This window comes from Shewanella litoralis, assembly GCF_009828585.1.
Classification (GTDB): Bacteria; Pseudomonadota; Gammaproteobacteria; order Enterobacterales; family Shewanellaceae; genus Shewanella; species Shewanella litoralis.
Genome location: NZ_WSRZ01000002.1, coordinates 232,960 through 257,942 on the forward strand (window position 1 = coordinate 232,960; position 24,983 = coordinate 257,942).

At 44.4% G+C, this 24,983-nt stretch carries 19 protein-coding genes; 15 read left to right on the forward strand and 4 right to left on the reverse strand.

The features are described 5' to 3' along the window. Positions 1 to 92 precede the first annotated feature (92 nt). Positions 93 to 950, reverse strand: coding sequence for a hypothetical protein (locus GQA99_RS03060; RefSeq protein WP_160052390.1), 858 nt, complete (start codon positions 948 to 950; stop codon positions 93 to 95). Positions 951 to 1,231: 281 nt separating this feature from the next. On the opposite strand from GQA99_RS03060, the gene GQA99_RS03065 reads away from it, so the two are divergent. The 5 genes from GQA99_RS03065 (at position 1,232) to GQA99_RS03085 (ending at position 6,078) form a co-directional block, all read left to right on the forward strand. After that, the gene (locus GQA99_RS03065) at positions 1,232 to 1,882 is read left to right on the forward strand and encodes a hypothetical protein (RefSeq protein WP_160052391.1); all 651 of its coding nucleotides are present in this window, start codon (positions 1,232 to 1,234) and stop codon (positions 1,880 to 1,882) included. Then, positions 1,875 to 2,753 (forward strand): DUF3307 domain-containing protein, encoded by an 879-nt coding sequence (locus GQA99_RS03070; protein WP_160052392.1) that lies wholly within the window; start codon positions 1,875 to 1,877, stop codon positions 2,751 to 2,753. Before GQA99_RS03065 ends, GQA99_RS03070 begins: the two co-directional genes overlap by 8 nt. 616 nt (positions 2,754 to 3,369) lie before the next feature. Further along, positions 3,370 to 4,116 carry a (Fe-S)-binding protein gene (locus GQA99_RS03075; protein WP_160052393.1) on the forward strand — a complete coding sequence of 249 codons (747 nt, stop codon included), beginning with the start codon at positions 3,370 to 3,372 and terminating at the stop codon, positions 4,114 to 4,116. 8 nt (positions 4,117 to 4,124) lie between these two features. After that, a complete protein-coding gene (locus GQA99_RS03080; RefSeq protein WP_160052394.1) occupies positions 4,125 to 5,513 on the forward strand; it encodes a lactate utilization protein B in 1,389 nt (462 codons plus the stop codon). Between the two features lies 1 nt (position 5,514). Then, a complete protein-coding gene (locus GQA99_RS03085; protein ID WP_160052395.1) occupies positions 5,515 to 6,078 on the forward strand; it encodes a LutC/YkgG family protein in 564 nt (187 codons plus the stop codon). Positions 6,079 to 6,196: 118 nt separating this feature from the next. Here the strand turns inward: GQA99_RS03085 and GQA99_RS03090 are convergent, their stop codons facing one another. Then, the gene (locus GQA99_RS03090; RefSeq protein ID WP_160052396.1) at positions 6,197 to 7,096 is read right to left on the reverse strand and encodes a LysR family transcriptional regulator; all 900 of its coding nucleotides are present in this window, start codon (positions 7,094 to 7,096) and stop codon (positions 6,197 to 6,199) included. A gap of 232 nt (positions 7,097 to 7,328) precedes the next feature. Here GQA99_RS03090 and GQA99_RS03095 point away from each other — a divergent pair, with 232 nt between their 5' ends. The 6 genes from GQA99_RS03095 (at position 7,329) to GQA99_RS03120 (ending at position 16,649) form a co-directional block, all read left to right on the forward strand. Further along, positions 7,329 to 7,973 (forward strand): GntR family transcriptional regulator, encoded by a 645-nt coding sequence (locus GQA99_RS03095; protein WP_160052397.1) that lies wholly within the window; start codon positions 7,329 to 7,331, stop codon positions 7,971 to 7,973. A 54-nt stretch (positions 7,974 to 8,027) separates the two neighbouring features. After that, on the forward strand, positions 8,028 to 8,906 hold the full coding sequence (gene prpB, locus GQA99_RS03100; protein ID WP_160052398.1) for a methylisocitrate lyase: 879 nt from the start codon (positions 8,028 to 8,030) through the stop codon (positions 8,904 to 8,906). A 93-nt stretch (positions 8,907 to 8,999) separates the two neighbouring features. Then, complete coding sequence (gene prpC, locus GQA99_RS03105; protein ID WP_160052399.1) at positions 9,000 to 10,124, forward strand: bifunctional 2-methylcitrate synthase/citrate synthase; 1,125 nt, start codon at positions 9,000 to 9,002, stop codon at positions 10,122 to 10,124. An 80-nt stretch (positions 10,125 to 10,204) separates the two neighbouring features. Beyond that, the gene (gene acnD / locus GQA99_RS03110; RefSeq protein WP_160052400.1) at positions 10,205 to 12,799 is read left to right on the forward strand and encodes a Fe/S-dependent 2-methylisocitrate dehydratase AcnD; all 2,595 of its coding nucleotides are present in this window, start codon (positions 10,205 to 10,207) and stop codon (positions 12,797 to 12,799) included. A gap of 75 nt (positions 12,800 to 12,874) precedes the next feature. Beyond that, positions 12,875 to 14,044 (forward strand): 2-methylaconitate cis-trans isomerase PrpF, encoded by a 1,170-nt coding sequence (prpF, locus tag GQA99_RS03115; protein WP_160052401.1) that lies wholly within the window; start codon positions 12,875 to 12,877, stop codon positions 14,042 to 14,044. A gap of 439 nt (positions 14,045 to 14,483) precedes the next feature. Continuing rightward, a complete protein-coding gene (locus tag GQA99_RS03120) occupies positions 14,484 to 16,649 on the forward strand; it encodes a cation:proton antiporter (RefSeq protein WP_160052402.1) in 2,166 nt (721 codons plus the stop codon). 102 nt (positions 16,650 to 16,751) lie between these two features. Here the strand turns inward: GQA99_RS03120 and bcp are convergent, their stop codons facing one another. Further along, the gene (gene bcp / locus GQA99_RS03125; RefSeq protein WP_160052403.1) at positions 16,752 to 17,219 is read right to left on the reverse strand and encodes a thioredoxin-dependent thiol peroxidase; all 468 of its coding nucleotides are present in this window, start codon (positions 17,217 to 17,219) and stop codon (positions 16,752 to 16,754) included. Between the two features lie 92 nt (positions 17,220 to 17,311). Next, positions 17,312 to 17,848: a glycine cleavage system transcriptional repressor gene (locus GQA99_RS03130; protein ID WP_160052404.1), complete on the reverse strand. Its 537-nt coding sequence runs from the start codon at positions 17,846 to 17,848 to the stop codon at positions 17,312 to 17,314. A gap of 548 nt (positions 17,849 to 18,396) precedes the next feature. Between GQA99_RS03130 and dapA the strand changes: the two genes are divergently transcribed. From dapA to GQA99_RS03150, 4 genes are all read left to right on the forward strand, one after another. After that, positions 18,397 to 19,278, forward strand: a complete 882-nt coding sequence (gene dapA / locus GQA99_RS03135) for a 4-hydroxy-tetrahydrodipicolinate synthase (RefSeq protein ID WP_160052405.1) — start codon at positions 18,397 to 18,399, stop codon at positions 19,276 to 19,278. Between the two features lie 7 nt (positions 19,279 to 19,285). Beyond that, positions 19,286 to 20,386: an NlpB/DapX family lipoprotein gene (gene bamC / locus GQA99_RS03140; RefSeq protein ID WP_160052406.1), complete on the forward strand. Its 1,101-nt coding sequence runs from the start codon at positions 19,286 to 19,288 to the stop codon at positions 20,384 to 20,386. 351 nt (positions 20,387 to 20,737) lie between these two features. Continuing rightward, complete coding sequence (locus GQA99_RS03145; RefSeq protein ID WP_160052407.1) at positions 20,738 to 21,820, forward strand: efflux RND transporter periplasmic adaptor subunit; 1,083 nt, start codon at positions 20,738 to 20,740, stop codon at positions 21,818 to 21,820. Further along, positions 21,817 to 24,912: an efflux RND transporter permease subunit gene (locus GQA99_RS03150; RefSeq protein ID WP_160052408.1), complete on the forward strand. Its 3,096-nt coding sequence runs from the start codon at positions 21,817 to 21,819 to the stop codon at positions 24,910 to 24,912. Before GQA99_RS03145 ends, GQA99_RS03150 begins: the two co-directional genes overlap by 4 nt. The last annotated feature ends 71 nt before the right edge of the window (positions 24,913 to 24,983 follow it).

The following is a 24,983-nucleotide window of genomic DNA, read 5'->3' on the forward strand; positions in this document are numbered from 1 at the left end:
TGAGCTAACTGCTATGTATAGATAACACACTTGATTGGTTTATTAATTGGTTTATTGATAGATGAGCATTGGAAGGTTTAATGCGTTGCCTTCTAAAATGCATCTAAACTGCCACAATCTGTTTTTCCATAAAGGACATCACCATAGTCAAACTGCCTAGTATAGAGTTCAAACATTGAAAAATGTTCTATCCAAACAACGATTCCATCTTTAATGCCATAAGAATAAGACGGGCCGTTGTAGGTTAATACGTTGGCATCTATTACATAATGAGTTTGCTCTGGCTGACCTAACTGACCGAGTATATGTTCTTCTGTTTCGCCGAGTTGAATGGTGCTTGCTAGCTCGTAGCGAGTCGTAATGGTTTTCTGTTCATCTTCAGTCTTTCCTGTCACTTCATCATGGATCATGAAAGGTGCAGCGACGAGCAGTGCTGGTGAATACATAATGAGCGTTAAGGTATTGGCTATCGCTGTATGTGCAGGCGTTTTTTCTGTGGTTTTTTTTGGATGATTAATGCGAAAATTAAGCCCCGTAATTAATTGGTCTTTTGATTTTATCCAATCATGGTAGGGCGTTATCCCCGCACTTAGCCAGTGTTTTCCATTGGTTTTAAACAGTGTTCGGCAGGATAATAAGTCACTAACATCGTCATCTAACATGACTGATTGTAATGTATCGTCTTTAAAGTAAAGGCCGATGTTGACGTTGGTGTCGACATTTATTGCTTCAATATAAGAGTAAATACTCGCACCTTCTATAACATCGAATGTATGAATGCGTGGGTAAGTTATCAGTTTCAGTACATCTTGCTTCGATTTACCCAAATAAAGTTGCTTAAGAATACGCTCTTGCGCTGAAACGAACTGTTCAGCCGGTATGTGTTCTATTGACTGTTGGGCACTACAACCAGTGAGTAATACCGTGATAATCATTACAATTCGTAGCATCGAGTTTTCTCACTATCGAAGAATGTAGCAGTATTATATTGATTCGTGGGCAATGTAAATAACCTAAGACCCAAATCTTAAAACCTAATGCTCTGAGCATAATAAAACTACAATTGACAATTATTAGCTTAAAATGGCTAAATATTAATATTTAGCCATTAACGGCTAAATCTATCGGTAAGGCTTGTGCACTTAATCGCTATTAGCCAAAATTGGCTAAATTTGCATTATTAGCCGAAAGTGGCTAAATTGGTATCAGTCTGCAAACAAAGGAGCCTTGTGTGGAGTCTACTTATAAACCGATAGCGGTGATTGTTGGCGATGTTGTTGACTCAACCAAGCTTACATCAGCCCAATTTGAGCAACTACTTGAACGCATTAAAATAATACAGACATGGATCAGCGAAGGGCATAGCGCCAATGCGCACAGTATTGAGCGCGGAGATGAGTTTCAGTCTGTGGTGCATGATATTGAAAATGCCTTGCGATACACCATTATCTACCGCATTGGCATTAAAGCGCTGGGTAAAGCCTTTGATAGCCGGATTAGTTTTGCCATTGCCGCCAATGCCGATTTACGTGAGTCGGTGTCTGAGTCGATGGGGCCTGCATTTGTGCTTTCTGGCCGAGGGCTCAGTAGCCTTAAAAATGACCAGTTATTGTTTAGCTCCGATAGGATCACGCTCACTGAGTACTTTGATTTACTGTTTAAATACCTTGATAAACAACTGAGCGAGTTAACCGCGCGCCAATGCGAAGTCATGTTACCCATGCTTCGCACCAATCAAGGATTATCGATTAGTGAATTAGCAGAACAGCTTGATGTGGCGACGGCCACTGCCAGTAAGTCACTTAAAGCGTCAGGTTGGCCATTGATTTACGAGCTAAACCATCGGTTTATGGAGAAAGTTGCGGGGCTCAAGTATGTTTGATTTTTTCGGCGTGCTCATTTCATTTTTATTTATTCACATCATTTGTGACTTTTATCTTCAACCCGACCGCTGGGTTGAGGCTAAAAAAGCACACACTTACCGTTCACCTGAGCTTTACTATCACTCACTTTTACATGGCATTGGCTTAATACTGCCTGCATTAGCCCTGGGCATAGATTGGCGTTCAACGGTTTGCTTAGTTGTGATTGTTGCCGTGACGCATTTTGTTATCGATTTATGGAAGGTAATAACCCCAAAAGGCGATAAATTAGCTTACTTTGTGATTGATCAGGCTTTGCATGTGTTGGTACTGGTAGCGATTGCGTTTCATGTGGCAAATGGTGCATCGATTGAGGCTGTGTTAACGCATGAACATTTTTCAGATGGGGTGTTAGTGATGTTTGCTTACTTGCTTATCCTTAAGCCAACCTCAATTGTGATAGGTGCTGTATTGAGCAAATATCCCATCGTTAACTCAGCGGAAGATACTGGTGTAAATGCAAATACTTCAGTAAATGTCGACACCATGGAAGCTAACGATGCTGCAGTTGATCCGGTTACAGCGGTTGCTAAAGTAACAACAGCTAGCCCTGTTAACGCTGGGGCGACAAATGTCAGCGGTTTGGTTGCGGGTGGCGAGTTGATTGGTTACCTGGAACGATTATTAATACTGACGTTTACGCTGGTGGGCAGTTATGCCGCAGTGGGTTTTGTGTTAGCCGCTAAGTCGATATTCAGATTTGGTGAGTTAAATCAATCTGCCAACCGCAGCATGACAGAGTATGTATTGATTGGTTCGTTATTGTCGGTGGTGATCACCACTCTTATCGGGGCAGTAGTTTCATTAGGCTTAGGAATTAAGCTTAAGTAATAAAGAGCTAAAAAAAAGCCTCTAAATCTATAGAGGCCCGATAATCTTATGCAGATTAAAAGCGATACCTATAATCAGCGTTTATCCCCATTCCCATAACAGATAGACGCTGAGTATAGTCACCAAGCATTGTGTAGACAGTTGATTATATTTAATTAAGCTTAATGTAATTTCAATCAAGTCATTTTTAATCAAGATTAAATTCAGCCATAAATACAAGCAAACAATAGCTAAGCGTTGTACCAAACAAGATCAACATCAGTGTGAATAAGTCCATTTAGCAACATTGTTAAAAGGGGGGAAGTCACTGACGTTACCCTTAAGTTGATTTTGCAAAAACGATGAGAAAGTCACAATCATAAAAGCACTATCTGCGACATTGTGTCGCAGGTGTCGTCTAAAAAAGGTCGAAAATTGTACCAAAAATGTCATTGTTGTCGATCTATTCACCATAAAAATGAAAAAGTCTGTCGCGATATTTGCTAAATAAGCACTACATTTTATAAGGGTATAAGCATACATTGTTGGCTCGATGATAAGTCGTTAGCCATTAACTTGAGTGAAAACTATTTGCCTCGTTAATGAGTAATAACGCGTTTGGGGAACATACTACCTTATGAAAATAGCTCTATTTATTCCGTGCTTAGTCAATCAGATGATGCCTGATGTTGCGATAGCCACTTTGAACTTGTTAGAAAAACTGGGGCACCAGGTCATTTTTCCGCAAGGGCAAACCTGTTGTGGCCAGCCAATGACCAATTCAGGTTGTTTTGATGAAGCCAAAAAAACCACGCTTAAATTGCTTAATGCCTTTAAAGGTGTCGAGTGTGACGCCATTGTGTGTCCTGCTGCGAGTTGCCTTGTGGCAGCCAAAGAAAACTTTCATGAGTTTGACAGCAGTAAAGAGGCTCAAGAGGTGATTAATAAACTCTATGAGTTAACCGAGTTTTTACATGATGTTGCGCCAATTGACCATTTTGCACGACCAATAACCAAAAAAATCAGTCTGCAAATGAGCTGTCACGGCATCCGTATGCTCAACTTAGCCACGCCAACAGAAGAAATGGGTAAACAACGATTTAATAAAGTCGAGGCTGTATTAGGCAAGATTGCAGGGCTCGAGATTGTTTATCCGGCACGTATTGATGAATGTTGCGGCTTTGGCGGAACATTTGCAGTTGATGAGGGCGCCGTGTCGGCCAAAATGGGTAAAGATAAAGCTCAGGCTCACGCCGCAACCGGGGCCCAATATGCGGTGGGTTTTGATCCCTCATGTTTACTGCATTTAGACGGCATGATCCGCCGCCAATTACTGCCTATTGAAACCCGCCATATTGCTCAAATCATTAACGATGCCCTGTAGGAGACACTATGACTGAATTATATTCTGCATCTGGCTCAAAGGTGCATGCACATAAAGCGGATATATTTTGCCGTGATGAAACCCGCGTCGATTGGCACTCAAAAGCCTTATGGCTATTGCGTGAAAAGCGTGACCGTGCAGCGGCGAGTATTCCTGAATGGGAGCAATTAAGACAACTCGGCTCAGAACTTAAGCTGCATACCTTAACTCACCTTAGTGATTACCTGCAGCAGTTTGAACAACAATGCCAAGCCAATGGCATTGTGGTGCATTGGGCCAAAGATGGCCAAGAGCATAACCAAATTGTATTGGATATTTTAGCAACACATAAGGTTAAGCGTTTAGTTAAATCCAAGTCGATGCTCACCGAAGAATGCCACATGAACCCGTTTTTAGAACAACACGGTATTGAAGTGGTGGATACCGATTTGGGTGAACGGATTATCCAGTTAGCTAAGATGCCGCCATCGCACATTGTGGTGCCTGCCATTCACATGAAGAAACAAGAAGTGGGCGAGTTGTTTCATCAACAATTGGGCACTAAAAAGGGTGAGTCAGACCCATTGTATTTAACCCGGGCTGCACGAGCCCATTTAAGAGAGAAGTTTTTAACGGCCGATGCGGCGATGACAGGCGTGAATATGGCCATTGCAGACCAAGGCGCGGTTGTGGTGTGCACTAACGAAGGTAATGCCGATATGGGTGCCAACTTGCCTAAATTGCAACTGCATTCAATGGGTATCGACAAAGTGGTGCCGAATATGGATGCCGCAGGAGTATTGTTGCGTACCTTAGCGCGTAATGCGACAGGGCAACCGATTACCACCTATTCATCATTTTACCGTGGCCCGCAACAAGACGGCGAGATGCACGTGATTATTGTTGATAATGGTCGCACAGAAATGATGAAGGATAAGATATTAGCCGAATCATTAAAATGTATTCGCTGCGGTGGTTGTTTAAATACATGTCCGGTTTATCGCCGCTCTGGTGGTTACAGTTATAACTACACCATCCCAGGGCCTATTGGTATTGCGGTGGGGGCAAAAGAGGATTCAACCCATTCAATCCCGTGGGCTTGCACCTTATGTGGCAGTTGCACTTATGTGTGCCCAACCAAAGTGCCGTTAGATAAGATTATTGCCCATCACCGTCGTCTTAAAGCCGAAAGTAAAACCTTACCGTATGGCAAAAGTGGCTACATGCCTTTGGTGGGCCGTTTTATGGCCAGTGACACCATGATGAATACATCAATGTCTGCGGCAAGACTGGCTTTGCGTGTGTTACCCGGTAGCTTGCTTAAACCATTCAGTGGTGCCTGGGGTAAATATCGTGAATTGCCTGTTGCACCAGAGTCAAGCTTTGCCACTTGGTATGCTAAAAATCGGAGCCGTTAATATGTCGAGTAAAAACAGTATTTTATCAGCGTTATCACAATCAGCATTAACCGCTCATCCAATGCCCAACATTGAGGTGGAAGTGACACCTCAGCCATTAGTTGAAACCTTTGCAGCAAGCCTGGCTACGGTAGCAGGTGAGTTACACCAACACGGTGGTTTGGCGGCATTACAAGCCAAAGTAGACGAGTTAATCGCACAAAAATTACAAGTGTTGTCGTTAGTTGAGGGGGTTAACGGTAATCGACAAGTGCCAAATACTGCTCATGAACTGGCTGATATTGATTATGCCATTTTAGCGGGGGAGTTAGGTGTTGCTGAAAACGGCGCAATTTGGGTGAGCCAAACGCAGCACCGGGTGACCCCTTTTATTTGCGAGAATTTGATTTTAGCCCTGCCTGAAAAGGCTCTGGTGGCCAATATGCATCAAGCGGTTAACCAGGTGTCTTTGGCGCAAGGGGCGCTCGGCGTGTTTGTGGCTGGCCCATCTAAAACGGCTGATATTGAACAAGCACTGGTCGTGGGCGCACATGGCGCATGCAGCCTGCAGGTGTATTTGTATTAGTGTTATCCGAGTCAATAAATCGGTGCAAGGCAGACTGATGTTGGGTGACTAACATCAGCCACTCACGATAAGTGCTTTGCACCACTTTTGCACTCATATGTCTGTTTGTGCCAGGGCGTTAAAATAGATCAAAAATACTGACACATCGCTGCTGAATAAACTCAATAAACAGTTTTACTTTTAACGGTTGTTGGCGGCGTTGATGATATAAAATACTGATCCTGCGATGCTCTCCAGCCCAGTCTGGTAATACTCTAACCAGTTCGCCTTGCTCAAGCTGCGGCTTAACAAACAACGCGGGCCCATACAAAATCCCACCATCTGCAACCGTGGCTTTAACCGCGGCATGGATATCGCCTAAGGTCAGCTTCGCTGGGCCGTCATAGTAAAATTCTTGACCATTTTTATGTGTAAGGCTCCAATTAAACAGTGGCCATACTTTAATCAAAGGGAACTGAATTAATTGCTGTGGATGACGTAACTCGGTCAACTGTTCGGCAAAGTTGGCAGAGGCGTATAAGCCATAATCCAGCACACCTAGCGATGTAGACACCCAGGAGGAGTCGGGTTGAGCACCACCGACAATGGCAACATCAACACCTTCATCAATCAAATCAATAGTGCTGTTATTTTGCGTCACATGCAGCTGTATATGTGGATGTAACTTAGAAAAATCATTTATCGCATCAATCAAAATCATCGACGTAATTGAGATTGGCGTACAGATCCTTAAAGTCGACTGTTGCTCATTAATATGGGTTGCAGATAACTGGTCAAATTGCGCAACGAGTTGATGGTAACGGTCAAACAGCGCGCCGCCTTCTTCTGTTAAGCGTAATTTGCGTGTGCTGCGCATGATCAGCTGAGTATTCAGATTACGTTCTAATTTGCTGATTTTTCGACTCACCGTTGCGACAGGTAATTGCAATGCTGTTGCGGCAGGCGAAAACCCACCGGCATTAACCACATGAATGAATAAATGAATCAGCTCTAATTGTGGGCCTGATGGCTGGGTCATGCGCATTCCTTGTCGTTAGCTAGGTTGATCTTGTTCGGCACGATATTGGCGGTCATCTTAGCATGCATTGTTAATCTGAGATGCGAGCTAAACGCCTATTAAGCGTCAATCTCATCATTAAATGCACTTTGTCGACAATAAGTAGGCTTTTATGGTTGTTTTATGTTCTAAACTTGCTATATTGTCGACAACTTAGTGTTAATTATTCTATTTATATGTTCAAGGTATCACTATGAACCAACCGATAACCGCTGCAGATAAGACCTTTATAGCACTACGTGACGACATCGTCGAAGGTCGTATTGAAGCCGGTTCAAAGTTAAGCGAGACTGAATTGTCGACAAAGTTTGCCGTCAGTCGTGCGGTGATCCGTGAGGCCATTAATCGCTTAGAGTCGTGCCACATTGTTGAGCGTAAAGCCAATGTAGGCGCTCGGGTGGTGGCGTTGTCGCCGCAAGGGTTAATTGAACTGTATCAAGTGCGCGAATCGCTAGAAGGCATGGCCGCGCGGTTAGCAGCAACCAATATGACAGATCAAGAAATAGCTGACTTAGGCGCGTTATTACAATCTCATTTTGATGAGGTTAAAGGCGGCGAGTCATATTATCAAGAAGCCGGTGATGTGGACTTTCATTATCGGATTATTTTAGGCAGCAAAAACAAGCACCTAATTTCAATGTTGTTTGATGGCATTTATCATTTAGTGCGCATGTATCGCGTACAACTTGGCATGGCGGGGCCGCGTGTGACCACCGCTTATGATGAACACAAACACATTGTTCAGGCCATTTTAAATCGTGACGCCGAATTAGCTGAAATGTTGATGCGCCGCCACATTTTATATTCTAAAAACAGTATCGAACATAAATTATCGTAATCGCTGACATGTGGCGTAAAACGTCACTCACGACATTGTATAAAGGGGAATAGCATGAGCGCAGGGAAAAAATTTCGTCAAGCCTTAGTCAATAACAAACCATTGCAAATTGTGGGCACCATTAATGCCTACTCAGCAATGATGGCTAAACAAATTGGTCATCAAGCCATTTACTTGTCAGGCGGCGGTGTGGCCAATGCATCTTACGGTTTACCAGATTTAGGCATGACATCACTTAATGATGTGCTGGTGGATGTACAACGTATTACCTCTGCCTGTGACTTACCTTTATTGGTCGATATTGATACGGGTTGGGGCGGGGCGTTTAACATTGCTAAAACCGTGCGCGATATGGAAAAAGCCGGTGCAGCCGCAGTGCACATGGAAGATCAAGTGGCTCAAAAGCGTTGTGGTCACCGTCCTAATAAAGAAATAGTGCCAGTAGAAGAAATGGTCGACCGCATTAAAGCGGCGGTAGATGCGCGTACCGACCCAGACTTTTTCATTATGGCGCGTACCGACGCCTTTGCTCAAGAGGGCCTAGAAGCCGCCATTGAGCGAGCTAAAGCCTATGTAGCAGCCGGTGCAGACGGTATTTTTGCTGAAGCCATTAAAACAGAAGAGCACTATCGCGCTTTTGCTGAGGCATTAGATGTGCCTATTTTGGCTAACATTACCGAGTTTGGTCAAACCGAATTATGGAATAAACAGCAGTTAGGCGAGTGGGGCGCAGCAATGGTGTTATACCCATTAAGCGCATTTAGAGCCATGAACAAAGCGGCAGAAATGGTCTACAGCGCCATATTAACCGATGGCGATCAAAAAGCAGTAGTCGACAGCATGCAAACACGCATGGAGCTTTATGATTACCTGGGTTACCACGACTATGAGCAAAAATTAGACAGCTTATTTGCCGAAGGCAAAAACAAATAAGCGTATAAATAAAGATAAACAACAAGACTCAAAACCCTACATATGTGTGTCCTTGATGGGGGCACACAGCAAGCATAAGAAGGAAGATATATCATGGTAGACAAGAAATTATCAGGTGCAGGATTACGTGGTCAAAGTGCTGGCGAAACAAAATTATGTACCGTAGGTAAATCAGGTTCTGGCCTGACTTATTGTGGTTACGATGTGTCAGATTTAGCCGATAATGCCACCTTTGAAGAAGTCGCCTACTTATTATTTAATGGCGAATTACCGACTCAAGCACAATTAAGCGAATATAAAGCCGAACTTACCGCGCAGCGCGACTTACCCGATGCGTTAAAAGCGGTACTAAAACTGATCCCAGCTGACGCTCACCCAATGGATGTGATGCGTACTGGTTGCTCGTTTTTAGGTAACCTTGAGCCAGAAGTTGATTTTACTCAGCAACACAAAGCTGCCAATCGTTTGCTTGCCGCCTTTCCAGCCATTATGTGTTACTGGTATCGCTATAGCCATGACGGTGTAGAAATTGATTGCACCACAGATGAAGAATCTCTGGGTGGACATTTTCTTAAACTGCTACGCGGCGAAACCCCGTCAGCACAACACCGTAAGGTGATGGATGTGTCGTTAATTCTTTATGCAGAGCATGAGTTTAACGCCTCAACCTTTACCGCTCGTGTGTGTGCATCAACCTTGTCTGATATGTATTCATGTGTCACTGGCGCCATTGGTTCATTACGCGGTCCATTACATGGCGGCGCTAACGAAGCTGCCATGGATATGATCCAAAAGTTCAGCTCACCTGCCGATGCCAAAGTGCAAATGGCGTTAATGCTTGAGCGTAAAGAAAAAATCATGGGCTTTGGCCATGCAATTTACAGCGTGTCTGATCCACGTAATGTGATTATTAAAGCCTGGTCTGAAAAGCTGGCTCACGAAAACGGCGATACTTCTTTATATGACATCTCTGTCGCCTGTGAAGAGTTTATGTGGGACACCAAAAAGCTATTTTGTAACGCGGACTTTTTCCATGCCTCGGCTTATCACTTTATGGGCATTCCAACAAAACTGTTCACCCCAATCTTTGTGTGTTCACGCTTAACCGGTTGGGCTGCACATGTGATGGAGCAGCGCTCAAATAACCGCATTATCCGCCCAAGTGCTGATTATGTCGGTAGTGAGCCACGTAAAGTTGTGCCAATTAGCCAACGTTAATCCACTGGCCGAGCCTCTGGGCTCGGCTTTTTCGATTTTGATAGTCGATCACCCAATTTGCATTAACTGTGGATATAGTTATGAATACTCAATACCGTAAATCTTTACCCGGCACCAAGCTCGATTATTTTGATACTCAAGAAGCGGTTAACGCCATTGAGCCTGGCGCTTATGCCAAACTGCCTTATTGTTCACGTGTGTTTGCCGAGAACTTAGTGCGTCGTTGTTCACCTGATATGCTCGTTGACTCGCTAAAGCAGTTAATTGAGCGCAAGCGCGATTTAGATTTTCCGTGGTTTCCCGCTCGTGTGGTGTGTCACGATATTTTAGGTCAAACCGCGTTGGTTGACTTAGCTGGCCTACGTGATGCCATTGCTGAAAAAGGCGGTGACCCGTCAAAAGTGAACCCAGTTGTGCCAACGCAATTAATTGTCGATCACTCACTGGCTGTTGAGCATGCCGGTTTTGAAAAAGACGCGTTTGAGAAAAACCGCGCCATTGAAGACCGCCGTAATGATGACCGTTTCCATTTTATTAACTGGACTAAAACCGCGTTTAAAAATGTTGATGTTATCCAGCCGGGTAACGGCATTATGCATCAAATTAACCTAGAGAAAATGTCGCCAGTGGTTCATGCCCTTGATGGTGTGGCATTTCCAGACACTTTAGTCGGCACCGACAGCCACACTCCGCATGTTGATGCATTAGGTGTTATCGCCATTGGTGTCGGTGGGTTAGAAGCCGAAAGCGTTATGCTTGGCCGCGCATCGTATATGCGTTTGCCAGACATTGTAGGGGTTGAAATTACCGGCAAACCGCAACCGGGCATTACCGCGACCGACATTGTACTCGCGTTAACAGAATACTTGCGCGCGCAAAAAGTCGTGTCGTCATATTTAGAGTTTTTTGGTGAGGGGACTCCGCATTTAACCCTGGGTGATCGTGCAACCATTACCAACATGACGCCAGAATACGGCGCCACAGCCGCGATGTTTTATATCGATCAACAAACTATCGATTACTTAACGCTGACCGGTCGTGACGACGAACAAGTTAAATTGGTTGAAACCTATGCCAAGCAAGCAGGGTTATGGGCTGATACCTTAACGGAAGTTGACTATGAGCGTGTGTTGCATTTCGACCTCTCTACCGTTGGGCGTAACATTGCCGGACCATCAAATCCGCACAACCGCGTACCAACATCAGAGCTTGCTGCTCGCGGTATCAGTGGCGTGGTTGAAAACGAGCCAGGTAAAATGCCAGACGGTGCGGTGATTATTGCTGCTATCACCAGTTGTACCAACACCAGTAACCCGCGCAACATGATTGCCGCCGGTTTGTTAGCCCGTAATGCCAATGCCCGCGGTTTATTGCGTAAGCCCTGGGTTAAATCATCTCTTGCGCCTGGCTCAAAAGCAGTGCAATTGTATTTAGAAGAAGCAGGATTGCTACCCGAGCTTGAAAACTTAGGTTTTGGTATTGTTGGTTTTGCCTGTACCACCTGTAACGGCATGAGCGGCGCGCTGGATCCTGTGATTCAACAAGAAGTGATAGACCGTGATTTATATGCCACCGCAGTATTGTCGGGTAACCGTAACTTTGACGGCCGTATTCATCCGTATGCGAAACAAGCATTCTTAGCTTCACCGCCATTAGTCATTGCCTATGCCATTGCCGGTACCATTCGTTTTGATATTGAAAAAGATATCCTGGGTATCGATAAAGACGGCAATGCAGTTACCTTAAAAGATATTTGGCCGACCGATGAAGAAATCGATGCCGTCATTAAAACCAGCGTTAAGCCAGAGCAGTTCCGCAAAGTGTACGAGCCGATGTTCGACATTAAAGTCGAGTATGGCAGCCACGTGAATCCGCAATACGACTGGCGTCCACAGAGCACTTATATTCGTCGCCCACCTTATTGGGAGGGCGCATTAGCTGGCGAGCGCACCATGAAAGGCATGCGTCCGTTAGCGGTATTAGGCGACAACATTACCACCGACCATTTATCGCCATCGAACGCGATTATGCTCGACAGCGCCGCAGGTGCCTATTTGCATAAAATGGGCTTGCCAGAAGAAGACTTTAACTCGTATGCCACTCACCGCGGTGACCACTTAACGGCGCAGCGTGCGACATTCGCTAACCCTAAGCTGTATAACGAAATGGTGCAGGAAGATGGCAATGTACGTCAGGGCTCGTTAGCCCGTATTGAGCCAGAAGGCCAGGTTACCCGCATGTGGGAAGCCATTGAAACCTACATGGAGCGTAAACAGCCACTGATTATTATTGCGGGTGCTGATTACGGCCAGGGTTCATCACGCGACTGGGCTGCAAAAGGCGTACGCCTTGCCGGTGTTGAAGTGATTGTCGCCGAAGGCTTTGAGCGTATTCACCGCACAAACTTAGTGGGCATGGGCGTGTTACCGCTTGAATTTATCAAAGGTGAAAACCGTCATACCTATGAGATTAACGGCACAGAAACCTATGATGTGGTTGGTACGCCCAAGCCAGGTGCCATGATGTCTGTTGTGATGACACGTCTTGATGGTGAGCAAGTGACTATTCCGGTTAAGTGCCGTTTAGATACCGCTGAAGAGTGTTCTATCTATGAGGCGGGCGGCGTACTGCAACGCTTTGCTCAAGACTTTTTAGCCAACGAAACGGCTAGCTAGTTAACGTAGCATTTCGTTATATCGGCAGTGTGTGATCAGGCTGCCGATTTTCTCATTTGATTGTAGGATGTTGTCATGGCTCATTTACCACAAATTAGAATACCCGCCACTTATATGCGCGGTGGCACCAGTAAAGGGGTATTTTTCAGTTTAACTGATTTACCTCCAGCCGCTCAGGTTGCTGGCCCAGAGCGTGATGCCTTGTTATTGCGCGTGATTGGTAGCCCAGACCCTTATGCCAAGCACACCGATGGTATGGGCGGGGCAACCTCGAGTACCAGCAAAACCGTAATTTTATCAAAAAGCACTCAAGCCGATCACGATGTTGATTATCTGTTTGGCCAGGTTGCCATTGATAAACCCTTTGTTGATTGGAGCGGTAACTGCGGTAATTTAACCGCCGCAGTGGGATCGTTCGCCATCAGCAACGGCTTAATTGACCCAAACCGTGTGCCGCACAATGGCACCGCAGTGGTACGAATTTGGCAAGCCAATATCCAAAAAACCATTATTGCCCATGTGCCGATCACTGACGGTGAAGTGCAAGAAACCGGCGACTTTGAACTGGATGGCGTGACCTTTCCCGCTGCTGAAGTACAAGTGGAATTTTTAGACCCTGCAGACGGCGAAGGCGCAATGTTCCCAACGGGGAATGTGGTTGATGTGCTTGAGGTGCCCGGTGTAGGTAGCTTTAACGCCACCATGATTAATGCAGGCATTCCGACCATTTTTATTAATGCAGCAGACATCAATTATGTTGGCACAGAGCTGCAAGATGACATTAATAATGATGATAAAGCGTTAACCATGTTTGAAACCATTCGTGCCTATGGTGCGGTTAAAATGGGACTCATTAAGCACATTGATGAAGCCGCCGCGCGTCAACATACGCCAAAAGTGGCTTTTGTCGCCCCCGCTACTGAGTATGTATCATCAAGTGGTAAAGCAGTAACTACAGCAGACATCGACTTAGTGGTACGTGCATTGTCGATGGGCAAATTACATCATGCGATGATGGGCACCGCAGCCGTGGCTATTGGTACCGCGGCCGCTATTCCTGGTACCTTAGTAAATTTAGCTGCAGGCGGTGGTGAGCGCAGTGCTGTGCGCTTTGGCCATCCGTCGGGCACATTACGTGTGGGCGCTGAAGCGCAACTGGTTGACGGCCAATGGCAGGTGAAAAAAGCCATTATGAGTCGCAGTGCTAGGGTATTGATGGAAGGTCAGGTGCGCGTGCCGCAATAACCTCAATTGATCATTTAGCATGAAAAAATAAAACCTTGGTATCACAAGGTTTTTTTTTGCCAGTTTAATCGCCGGTAAGATAAAGGTGATATGATAAAATGACATGAGTTTTTAACAATTAAATTATAAGCTTAGTAAGCTATTTTGCGATTAATACAAAATGTGATAGCGATCAAAAAATGCTTGATCATGTAGTAAAATTAGTATGTTATATGCTGAATTTGCGCCAAATAACCGACATATTATTCAGTTGAGTTAGCGCTTCATTACGGTTAGTCATAAGGAATGAGATCGCGATTACTGATTAACATCGTACTAACCTTTTTCGGTTTAGGTTATAAAACTAATAAACCAGAAGCATATATCAGTTCACGTATTATCGTGAAGCACATTGCAAGTGTTGCTACTTATTGCAGTGTTATTAAAGAAGGAATCAAATATGGTTGAACACATCACAGGCATGCTGGCATTAATCGGTGTGTTGTCGCTTTTGTGTCAATGGGTAGGTTGGAAGTTACGTTTACCTGCTATTTTACCGCTACTACTTTGCGGTTTATTGTTAGGTCCAGGCCTAGGCATTTTAAATCCTGACGAGATTTTTGGCGACTTACTCTTCCCAATTATTTCATTAGGTGTTGCGGTCATTCTTTTTGAAGGCGCATTGACCCTAAACTTTAAAGAAATTAAAGATCACGGCCGGATGGTCACCAACCTGGTCAGTATTGGTGCATTAGTTACCTGGCTCGTGATTGTCCCTGCTGCGCACTTTTTAATGGGCTTTGAGTGGAGTATTGCCGCATTATTTGGCGCCCTAGTGGTGGTCACTGGCCCGACCGTAATTGTGCCAATGCTACGTACTGTTCAACCCAAATCTAACCTTGCCAGCATTTTGCGTTGGGAAGGTATTGTGATTGACCCCATTGGCGCCCTAATGGCGGTTCTGGTGTTTGAGTATATTGCGGTATCGAACGATCCGACGACCCATGTATTGCATGCCCTTGGCTTAACCTTAGTCATTGGTTTTGGTTTAGGTGCTATTGCAGGGTATTTAACGGGTTTGGCTATTCGTAAAAACTTATTCCCACATTACTTACTCAATACCGCAGTATTAACCATTATGCTAGGGGTGTTTGTTGGTTCTAACTTAGTACAGCATGAGTCAGGTTTATTGACCGTAACTGTGATGGGTATTTTACTGGCTAACATGCGCGGCGTAGATATTGCCGACATTTTAGAATTTAAAGAAACCCTCACCGTACTGCTGATCTCGGCATTGTTTATTTTACTGGCGGCGCGTTTAGATTCTGGCGCCATGCTCGATCTTGGTTTTGGCGGTATTGCTGTTTTATTAGTGGTGATGTTTGTGGCAAGACCATTAAGCATTTGGATATCGGGGCTTGGGACTAATTTATCGTCAAAAGATAAGTGGTTTTTAAGTTGGGTTGCACCACGCGGTATTGTTGCGGCAGCGATTTCATCATTATTTGCCATAAAGCTTGAAGCGGTTGGCCTTGAGGGCGCGAGCTCTATCGTCCCATTGGTGTTTTTAATCATTATTGGTACCGTTGTTATTCAGAGTTTAACCGCCGGGCGTTGGGCAAAATATTTGGGCGTGAAAGAAGGCTCAAACCAGGGGTTATTAATTTTTGGTGCATCTAAATTTTCACGTGAACTGGCAAAAGTCTTAATGTCTAAAAACATCAAAGTGGTGTTGGCCGACAATAACTGGGACAGTATTCGCCAGGCTCGTATGGAAAACATTCCGGTGTACTTTGGTAACCCAGCCTCTGAGCACGCTGAAACCTACATGGACTTAAGCGGTGTCGGTCGCGTGCTAGTGATGTCACCTTATCGCCAGTTAAACCCATTAGTGACCTTCTATTTCCAGGACTTACTTGGGGTTGAAAAGGTGTATGGTTTAAACAACGCCGACAGCGGCAGTGCCCGTCACCAGTTGTCTGAGTCGTATTTAAAGCGTTTGTGTTTGTTTGGTGAAAACATCTCGTATGCCAAAATTGCCAGCTTAATGGCCAAGGGCGCGGTGTTAAAAGTCACTAACATTACTGAAAACTTTACTTATGAGCATTTCAAAAAACGTTACGGTGAAACGGCGATGCCTTTAGTTTATTTAACTAAAGAAGGTAAAGTGAAAGTGCTTTCTGGTGCAGGTCCCTTTGAATATCCGGTTGGGATTGAGTTGATAAGCTTGCTACCGCAAGAAGCACAAGATCAAGCGGTAATTCAGCGCGCATTAGATGAAGAAGCTGACCGCCAAGCAAAAGCGCTGGCTGAAGCCGAAGCAAAAGCGGCGGCAGAAGCACGAGCAATTCGTGAAGCCGAAGAAGCTGAACAACGTGCTATAGATAAAGCGCGTCGTAAAGAAGAAGAGCTGGCACAGTTTGAGGAGCAAGAAAAAGCGCGTTTACTTGCAGAGGAAGAGGCTGCTATAGCGAAAAAAGAAGCGGCAGAAAAAGCTAAGTTGATAGCTGCTGAGAAAAAAGCCGCTGCACAAGCTGCCGCTGAAAACGCAGATGAATCTACTCAGGTAGAGTCATCTACTGAGGAAGATAAGTCTGAACAACAGGACGACCCTAAAACGGTTTAACCGTTAGCAGGTAACAAAAAAGGCTTAGCAGTCATTGCTAAGCCTTTTTATTTTGCGGGAAGAGTTATTGTCAGTTGTGGATATTGACTACAGACGTGATAACTATTCAGCTAATGTTGCCAGTACCACTTCGTGATGGTCTTTGGTTTTGAATTTATTGAGCACATGGCTAACTTTGCCATCAGTGCCTACGATAAAGCTTAGGCGATGTATGCCATCATAGTGCTTGCCCATAAACTGTTTTGGGCCCCAGACACCAAAGCCATCAGCAACAGCATGGTCTTCATCGCTAAGTAAGGTGAAGTTGAGTGCTTGTTTGTCAGCAAATTTGGCTAGCTTTGCCACTGGATCTGGACTGATACCGAACACGGTGACGTTTAGGCCATCGAGTTGGGCTTTACTATCACGCAATCCTTGGGCTTGTACTGTACAGCCAGGGGTAGAGGCTTTAGGGTAAAAGTATACCAGTACTGGGCCATGAGTGAGTGCCTGCTGTAACGAAACGGTTTCGCCAGCCTGGTTTTGTAAACTGAAACTAGGTGCAGTGTCACCTACGGTTAATGTGTTCATGATTTATCCTTATCAGATGAGTTGCAGACAATACGAAGCCTGTTAGGGCAAGGTTCAACTTGCTAGGGGATAACCTAAACGTAAACCTATGATTAAGGAGCCGCAATGCCTTGCATACGCTTGATAGTACATTCAAGTGACATCGACTCTGCCAATTCGTGAATACCTTGCTCAAGCTTTAATAAGTCGACTTTATCGGGAATGTTAATCGCCAATAAAATGGATTGGGTTTTAAGATTGTCATTATCGTCAGCGTGCGAGCGTACCGCGGCTAAATCTAAGCCTCTATCGGCCAGAAACTGAGTAATGCTTTTCATGGTGCCACGCTGATCTTCACCGTTAAATAACACTTCAATGCGCGAGATAAAGTTTTTAGGTGTATGTTTTGATGTGCGCTTCATTACCGTCATTAATTCAAGTTCGACACTTAAACTCGGTAATAAGCTTTCAATTTTGGTAATGGCGGTCCACGAGCCCGATATCATCATAATTAAGGTAAATTCATTACCAAATAATGCCATTCGACTGTCGACAATATCGCAATCGCATTCACTTGCTAAACGCGCTAAACGACTGACTAAACCAGGGCGATCTGCGCCCATTGCCGTAACGACCAGGTAGTTGGTCATGGATTTTCCTCACTGTCGATATCTTTGAGCGAAAACGCAAGCCGATGCAGTGCGTTTTTGTGCGGGTGCTAATGCTAACATTTATCTGCAAAACACCTCAAGATACTAACCCATATCGGTCACATTAATGTGATTATTTTTTAGTGGCTAAGGTCGAAAAATGCTAGCTTATACCATTGCGCGTTAGTAAGAGATCTCTCAGCGAGAATGTAAAAGGGCTTAAACAAGGCGAATGACTGAATGAATAGTTATTCTCTTTCGAAGTCATGCAACGCAGTGTAAGCCCTTTTAAAACTCGCCTGAAAGGAATGCCCCAGCGGCTTTTGCTTTGCATTTTCGCTATTTGAAAGGGAACAACCATGACTACATAGCGACGCCTTAATCAAAAAACGCTGGATGCATTCTGAGTGCTCACTTATTAATGCGCAATGGTATTATACCGTTATAGAGAACAGAAATGACTTATTTCAGATAATGCTTGCCGTAGTGCTTGTCATTAGTGGTTGGCATCAGTAACATAGCGAATCCTGAAACCTTGGGGAAGATAGATGATAAACGGAAGCATCGTAGCCTTAATCACACCAATGAATAGTGATGGCACAATAGATTATGCAAGTCTTGAAAGGCTTGTCGAGTTTCATATTGAACAGGGCACAGATGCCATTGTTGCTGTCGGTACGACCGGTGAGTCGGCGACATTGCCAATGAAAGAGCATGCTGCTGTTGTGGCTCAAACCGTTAAGTTTGCCTCAGGTCGTATTCCTGTTATAGGTGGCAACGGCGCCAACGCGACAGCAGAAGCGGTTGAACTGACTAAATCACTGCAAGATACTGGCGTAGTTGCCATGCTTGGGGTGACACCGTATTACAATAAGCCAACGCCAAAAGGACTTATTGCACACTACAAGGCAGTTGCAGCTAGCACAGACATCCCACAAATTTTGTATAACGTTCCTGGCAGAACTGCTGTGGATATGAAGCCAGAAACCGTGGCTGAATTAGTTGGCGTGAGTAACATTATTGGTGTTAAAGAAGCCACTGGTGATGTGAGTCGTGTAGCACGTTTGCGTGAACTGTGTGGTAACGACTTTATTCTTTACAGTGGCGATGATGCCACCGCGCGCGAGTTTTTATTACTCGGCGGTAATGGTGTAATTTCGGTAGCAAACAATGTGGTTCCACGTGCATTTAAAGCCATGTGTGATGCCGCATTAGCAAAAGATGCACAATTAGCTAAAACGATCGATGAGCCACTAATGGGCTTATACAGTTCTTTATTTTGTGAAGCTAACCCAATCCCTGTGAAATGGGCTGTTCACAAGATGGGATTAATCTCTCATGGACATATTCGTTTGCCTTTAACTGAACTTTCTGAGCAGTTTCATGGTCTGTTAATAGAAACAATGAAACAAGCCCAGATAAAGGTATAATAAATTCATGTTAAAGAAAGTTACTCCGCTACTTCTTGTTGCAGCTGTTTCAGCTTGCAGTACGCCATTAGATCGTCGTCAAGCCAATGGCAATGACGACTTTATTAATGCTGAAACTTCACCGTTATTGACTATTCCTGAAGGGCTAGACACCCCGACTTACAGTAAAGAATATGATATTCCTGCTGTTGGTACCAAGTCAGACAAAGCGTTAATCGGTAAAAAGCTCGATATTCGTGCACCTCTTCAAGTATTGCCAATGGCAGAAGGGACTCATATTGAAGAAAGCAGCGACAATATTCGTGTTGTCATTGATTCAATTGAAAGTACCTCAGATCTAAAACAAGAAATCTTTGATGTTGTTAAAGGTTACTTAGCTAAGAATAACATGGCCATTCGTGCTGAAGATTACGCCGCGGGTTTGATTGAAACTGATTGGATTGAACACCAGGAAGTGATTGAATCTAGTTGGTGGGGCAGCGATAAAGTGTATACGCTGCGTCAGCGTTACAGCTACAACATCGACGTTAAACCTCATGGTCGTTCTGGTAGCGTAGCGATTAACTTGCTAGAACACGAAGAGTTTTATAACGGCGAAGATCAAAAAATCTTATTGAGTGGTGACGACAAGCGTCGTTATACCACCGACATGCTTAACAACGCCATTGGCTATATGAGTGTTGAGCGTGACAGAGCTATTCGCGCCGCGCGTATTCAACAAAGTCTAGGTATCAAAGTTAACTTAGTGACAGGTGCTGAGTCTGACGCAGCCTACTGGTTAGCAGAGTCTACTTACCAGTCTGTGTGGGATCGTTTACGTTTAGTGCTGCCTGAAATGGGCTTTGATGTTGTCGATATGGATACCAGCAAAGGCTTATTCTACATTAATCTAGAAGAAAGCAGTGGTTTCTGGAGTTCATTATGGGGCGATGAAAAGTTGTCTCTGAAAAAGGGCAATTACCGTTTATTGCTTAAAGAAACCGATAATCCAGATCAAACCAAAATCTTACTGCACGATGTAGAAGATAATGCATTAGACAATGAATCGATTACTGAAGTGTATCAAATCCTGTCTGATCTGATGCAAGAAGACCGTAAAGTGCGTTAATATTCACTTATTACGTTATCGCTTTAGAAGAGACGCTCAATTTGAGCGTCTTTTTTTTTAAAGCGAATTGTCACAAGTTGTGTCTATAGTGGTGCATTTATAAACACAGTGAGGGTGACTATCCATCAAAACGATTAATTTATGCAGCTAAAACACGGATTTTATGCAATAAAATAGCGATAAAGTTAATAGTTTCTGCATAAGTTAACCAGTTGAACCATTTGTTACCTGATGTCGTAATGTGTAAGCGAAAGTAAAACGCCTTGAAGCAGGCGCGTTGCTGAGTACAATCACATAATTAAACAATCAGCTAAATAATTATTCATTACCCTGGATGGTTACGGACAAAAAATGAAAAAAATAATATTACTGATCGCCATAGTGTCAATCGCGCTGTTCGGTTACTTTTCTTTCCTGCCTGAGAAAGCACAAATACAACGTGCCCGTGCAATACCCAATGTGGTGGTTGCTAAAGTGGAAGTGATGCCTATTCGTGACGAAGTGGAAGCACTCGGCACAGGTAAAGCGTATGAATCGATTATCGTGACCTCGAAAGTGGCCGAAATCGTCAATCAAATTAATTTTGATGATGGTGAGCTTGTTGAAAAAGGCGCTGTGTTAGTGATGCTTCGTAATGACGAGCAAAAAGCTAAAGTGGCGGTTGCAGAAGTCAAACTGGCAGAAAACTTACGTGAGTTAGACCGAATTAGAGCACTTGTTACCAGCAAAACTATTGCTGAATTGGAACGTGACAGGTTGCAAAGCTTAATTGATACCACTCGTGCAGAAGTTGAGCAAGCCAACGCCGCTTTGCATGACCGCATTATTAAAGCGCCTTTTTCAGGCCGCTTAGGTCTGCGCCAGGTGAGCGTGGGCAGCTTAGTGACCCCAGGTGAGCAAATAAGTACCTTAGATGATGTCAGTAAAATTAAATTAGACTTTTCAGTACCAGAGCGATTTATACAAGAGTTAAAACCAGGCAAGTTGGTTGAGGCGAGCGCGGTTGCGTATCCTGATCGCGTATTTAAAGGTGTCGTGACTTCAATTGATAGTCGTGTTAACCCAGATACACGTGCCGTTATCGTTCGCGCTGTCATGCCAAATAGCGATTTCAGCTTATTGCCAGGCATGCTGATGAAAGTGAAGCTAATTAAACAAAGCCGTGAGGCCTTGTTATTACCAGAAGCGGCGATTATTCCAATTCAAAATAATCATTTTGTTTATGTTGTGAATGCTGACAACAAAGTAGAGCAAGTGAAAGTGACTCTGGGCATTCGTACCCGTGGTTGGGTTGAAATCACTAATGGCCTAGAAGTGGGCAAGCAAGTGATTATCCGCGGTATTTTAAAAGTACGTCCGGGTGATGAAGTCAAAGTGCAACAAGCTGAAAACTTCAAGTTTGCTCAAGTCGAAGGTACGGAGAAGTCGGCATGATATTAACTGACTTATCGGTTAAAAGACCGGTTTTTGCCTCTGTTATCAGTATTTTGCTGATTGTATTAGGGTTAGTGTCGTTTGATAAGTTACCGCTGCGCGAATACCCCAATATTGATCCACCGATTGTTTCTGTCGAAACCAGCTACCGTGGTGCTAGTGCCTCAGTGGTCGAGAGTCGGATTACCCAGTTGGTTGAAGACCAAATCAGTGGCGTAGAGGGTATTCGTCATATCAGTTCATCAAGCAGTGATGGCCGCTCGAGTGTAACCATTGAGTTTGATATTAACCGTGATATTGAAGCGGCAACCAATGACGTGCGCGACCGAATTTCTGGCTTACTAGAGCAATTACCAGAAGAGGCCGATTCGCCATCAATTTTCAAAGCCAATGGCAGTGATGAAGTGATCATGTGGCTAAATCTTGTGTCTGATCAAATGGACACACTTCAGCTTACAGATTATGCCAACCGTTATCTCGTTGACCGTTTTTCTGTCATCGACGGTGTATCAACGCTGCGGTTAGGCGGTGGTAAGGTTTATGCCTTACGCATATGGATTGACCGTCAAGCTCTAGCTTCACGCAACCTTACAGTGTCTGATGTTGAAGATGCGCTGCGTTCGGAAAACGTTGAGCTACCTGCAGGTTCTATTGAATCGAAAGAACGTCATTTTACAGTACGTTTAGATCGTGTATTCAAAACCGCTGAAGACTTTTCTAATCTGGTAATTACCCAAGGCGATGATGGCTACTTAGTTAAACTCGGTGATGTCGCTAAGGTAGAAATTGGCTCAGAAGAAGAGCGAATTATCTTTAGAGGTAATAAAGAGTCGATGATTGGTCTAGGGGTTAGCAAACAGTCAACGGCCAACACCTTAGAAGTTGCACGAGCTGCCAATGCGCTTGTAGACAAATTAAACCCAACGTTACCCGCAGGCATGGAGATTAAGCGCTCATATGATAGCTCCGTGTTTATTGAAGCGTCTATTGATGAGGTTTATCAAACATTATTTATTGCCATGATATTAGTCATTGTGGTGATTTATCTGTTTTTAGGCTCAGTGCGGGCGATGTTAATTCCTGCCATTACGGTTCCCGTGTCGTTATTGGCTACATTTATTGTGCTTTATGCACTTGGTTACACCATTAACCTATTGACCTTACTGGCAATGATTTTAGCCATTGGTATGGTGGTTGATGACGCGATTGTGATGTTAGAAAACATTCACCGACGCATTGAAGAGGGTGACTCACCCTTAAAAGCCGCTTTCTTAGGTGCACGAGAAGTTGCCTTTGCTGTGGTTGCAACCACTTTAGTGTTGGTAGCGGTATTTATGCCTATTACCTTCCTAGAGGGCGATTTAGGTAAGCTATTTAAAGAGTTTGCGGTGACCATGAGTGCCGCGGTGATATTTTCAAGTATTGTTGCATTAACACTGACACCAATGATGTGTTCTAAATTGCTTAAACCCGCCGATCAAGATCCATGGCTAGTAAAGCAAGTCGACAAGATGATGGATAAATTATCTGACTGGTACTTAATCACACTCAATACTGGCATGAAACGTCCCGTGATGGTGTCGCTTGTGGTGTTAATTGCCTTTGGTTTGAGTGGTTATTTACTCAATAAAGTGCCACAAGAGTTTGCTCCACAAGAAGACCGTGGTGCCATGTTCTTAATGGTCAACGGCCCACAAGGTGCCAGCTTCGAATATATTGAGAAATATATGGATGAAGTGGAAGGGCGTTTAATGCCTATGGTGGAAAGTGGCGATATTAAACGTTTGCTTATTCGTGCGCCGCGTGGCTTTGGTACCGCATCAGACTTCTCAAACGGCATGGCAATTATCGTACTTGAAGACTGGGCAGAACGGCGCAGTGCGAATGAAATCATTGTTGAAATTCGTGAGCGCCTAGCTGATTTAGCCGGCATTAGAGCCTTCCCGATAATGCGCCAGGCGTTTGGCCGCGGCGTAGGTAAACCTGTGCAATTTGTGATTGGTGGTCCTAGCTATGAGGAGTTGGCCGAATGGCGCGACATCATGCTGGAAAAAGCCAAAGATAATCATAATATCGTCGGTTTAGATCATGATTACCAAGAAACGAAGCCGCAGTTACGCGTACTGATTGACCGCGAACGAGCTGCCGACCTAGGGGTGTCAGTATCGCATATTGGCCGCACGTTAGAGTCAATGCTAGGCTCGCGTTTGGTGACCACTTTTATGCGTGATGGTGAAGAGTACGATGTGATCGTGGAAGGTAATCGTGAGAATCAAAGCACGGCGACAGACATGGAAAACATTTATGTGCGCTCTGACCGCACTCAAGAGTTAATTCCATTATCTAACTTAGTGTCGATTGAAGAGTTTGCTGATGCAAGTTCGCTCAATCGTTACAACCGCATGCGTTCAATCACGCTAGAAGCTAACCTTGGCGCTGATTACAGCTTAGGCGAAGCATTAGATTACATGAACACTCTTGCGGCAACGTATTTGCCTGCAGAAGCGGTAATTAGTTATAAAGGCCCATCATTGGATTACCAGGAATCGGGTAGCTCAATGAACTTTGTGTTTTTACTGGCCCTTGGCATTGTATTTTTAGTGCTAGCGGCGCAGTTTGAAAGCTATATTCACCCAATGGTGATTATGCTTACCGTGCCATTGGCGACACTCGGTGCATTAGTTGGTTTATGGGTTACAGGCCAAAGTATCAATATTTATAGCCAAATTGGCATCATCATGTTGGTTGGTTTAGCGGCAAAGAATGGTATTTTAATTGTTGAGTTTTCTAACCAACTGCGCGACCGTGGTGTTGAATTCCAGCAAGCCGTTTTACAAGCTTCTACTCAGCGTTTACGTCCGATTTTAATGACCGGGATTACCACGGCTGCCGGTGCGATACCACTGGTTATAGCTTCTGGTGCTGGCGCCGAAACGCGCTTCGTGATTGGGGTTGTGGTGTTATCAGGTATTTTACTGGCAACCTTCTTTACCTTAATCGTGATACCTGTAGCTTACAGCTTATTTGCGCGTAACAGCAGTTCGCCTGAAGCGGTGGCTAAGCAGTTAGAAATCGAATTAAAAGAAGACTAATAGCGGCTCACAAGCGCTAAAAAGCCAGTCATGTCAATGACTGGCTTTTTTGTTTGTATTGTCTCATCCTG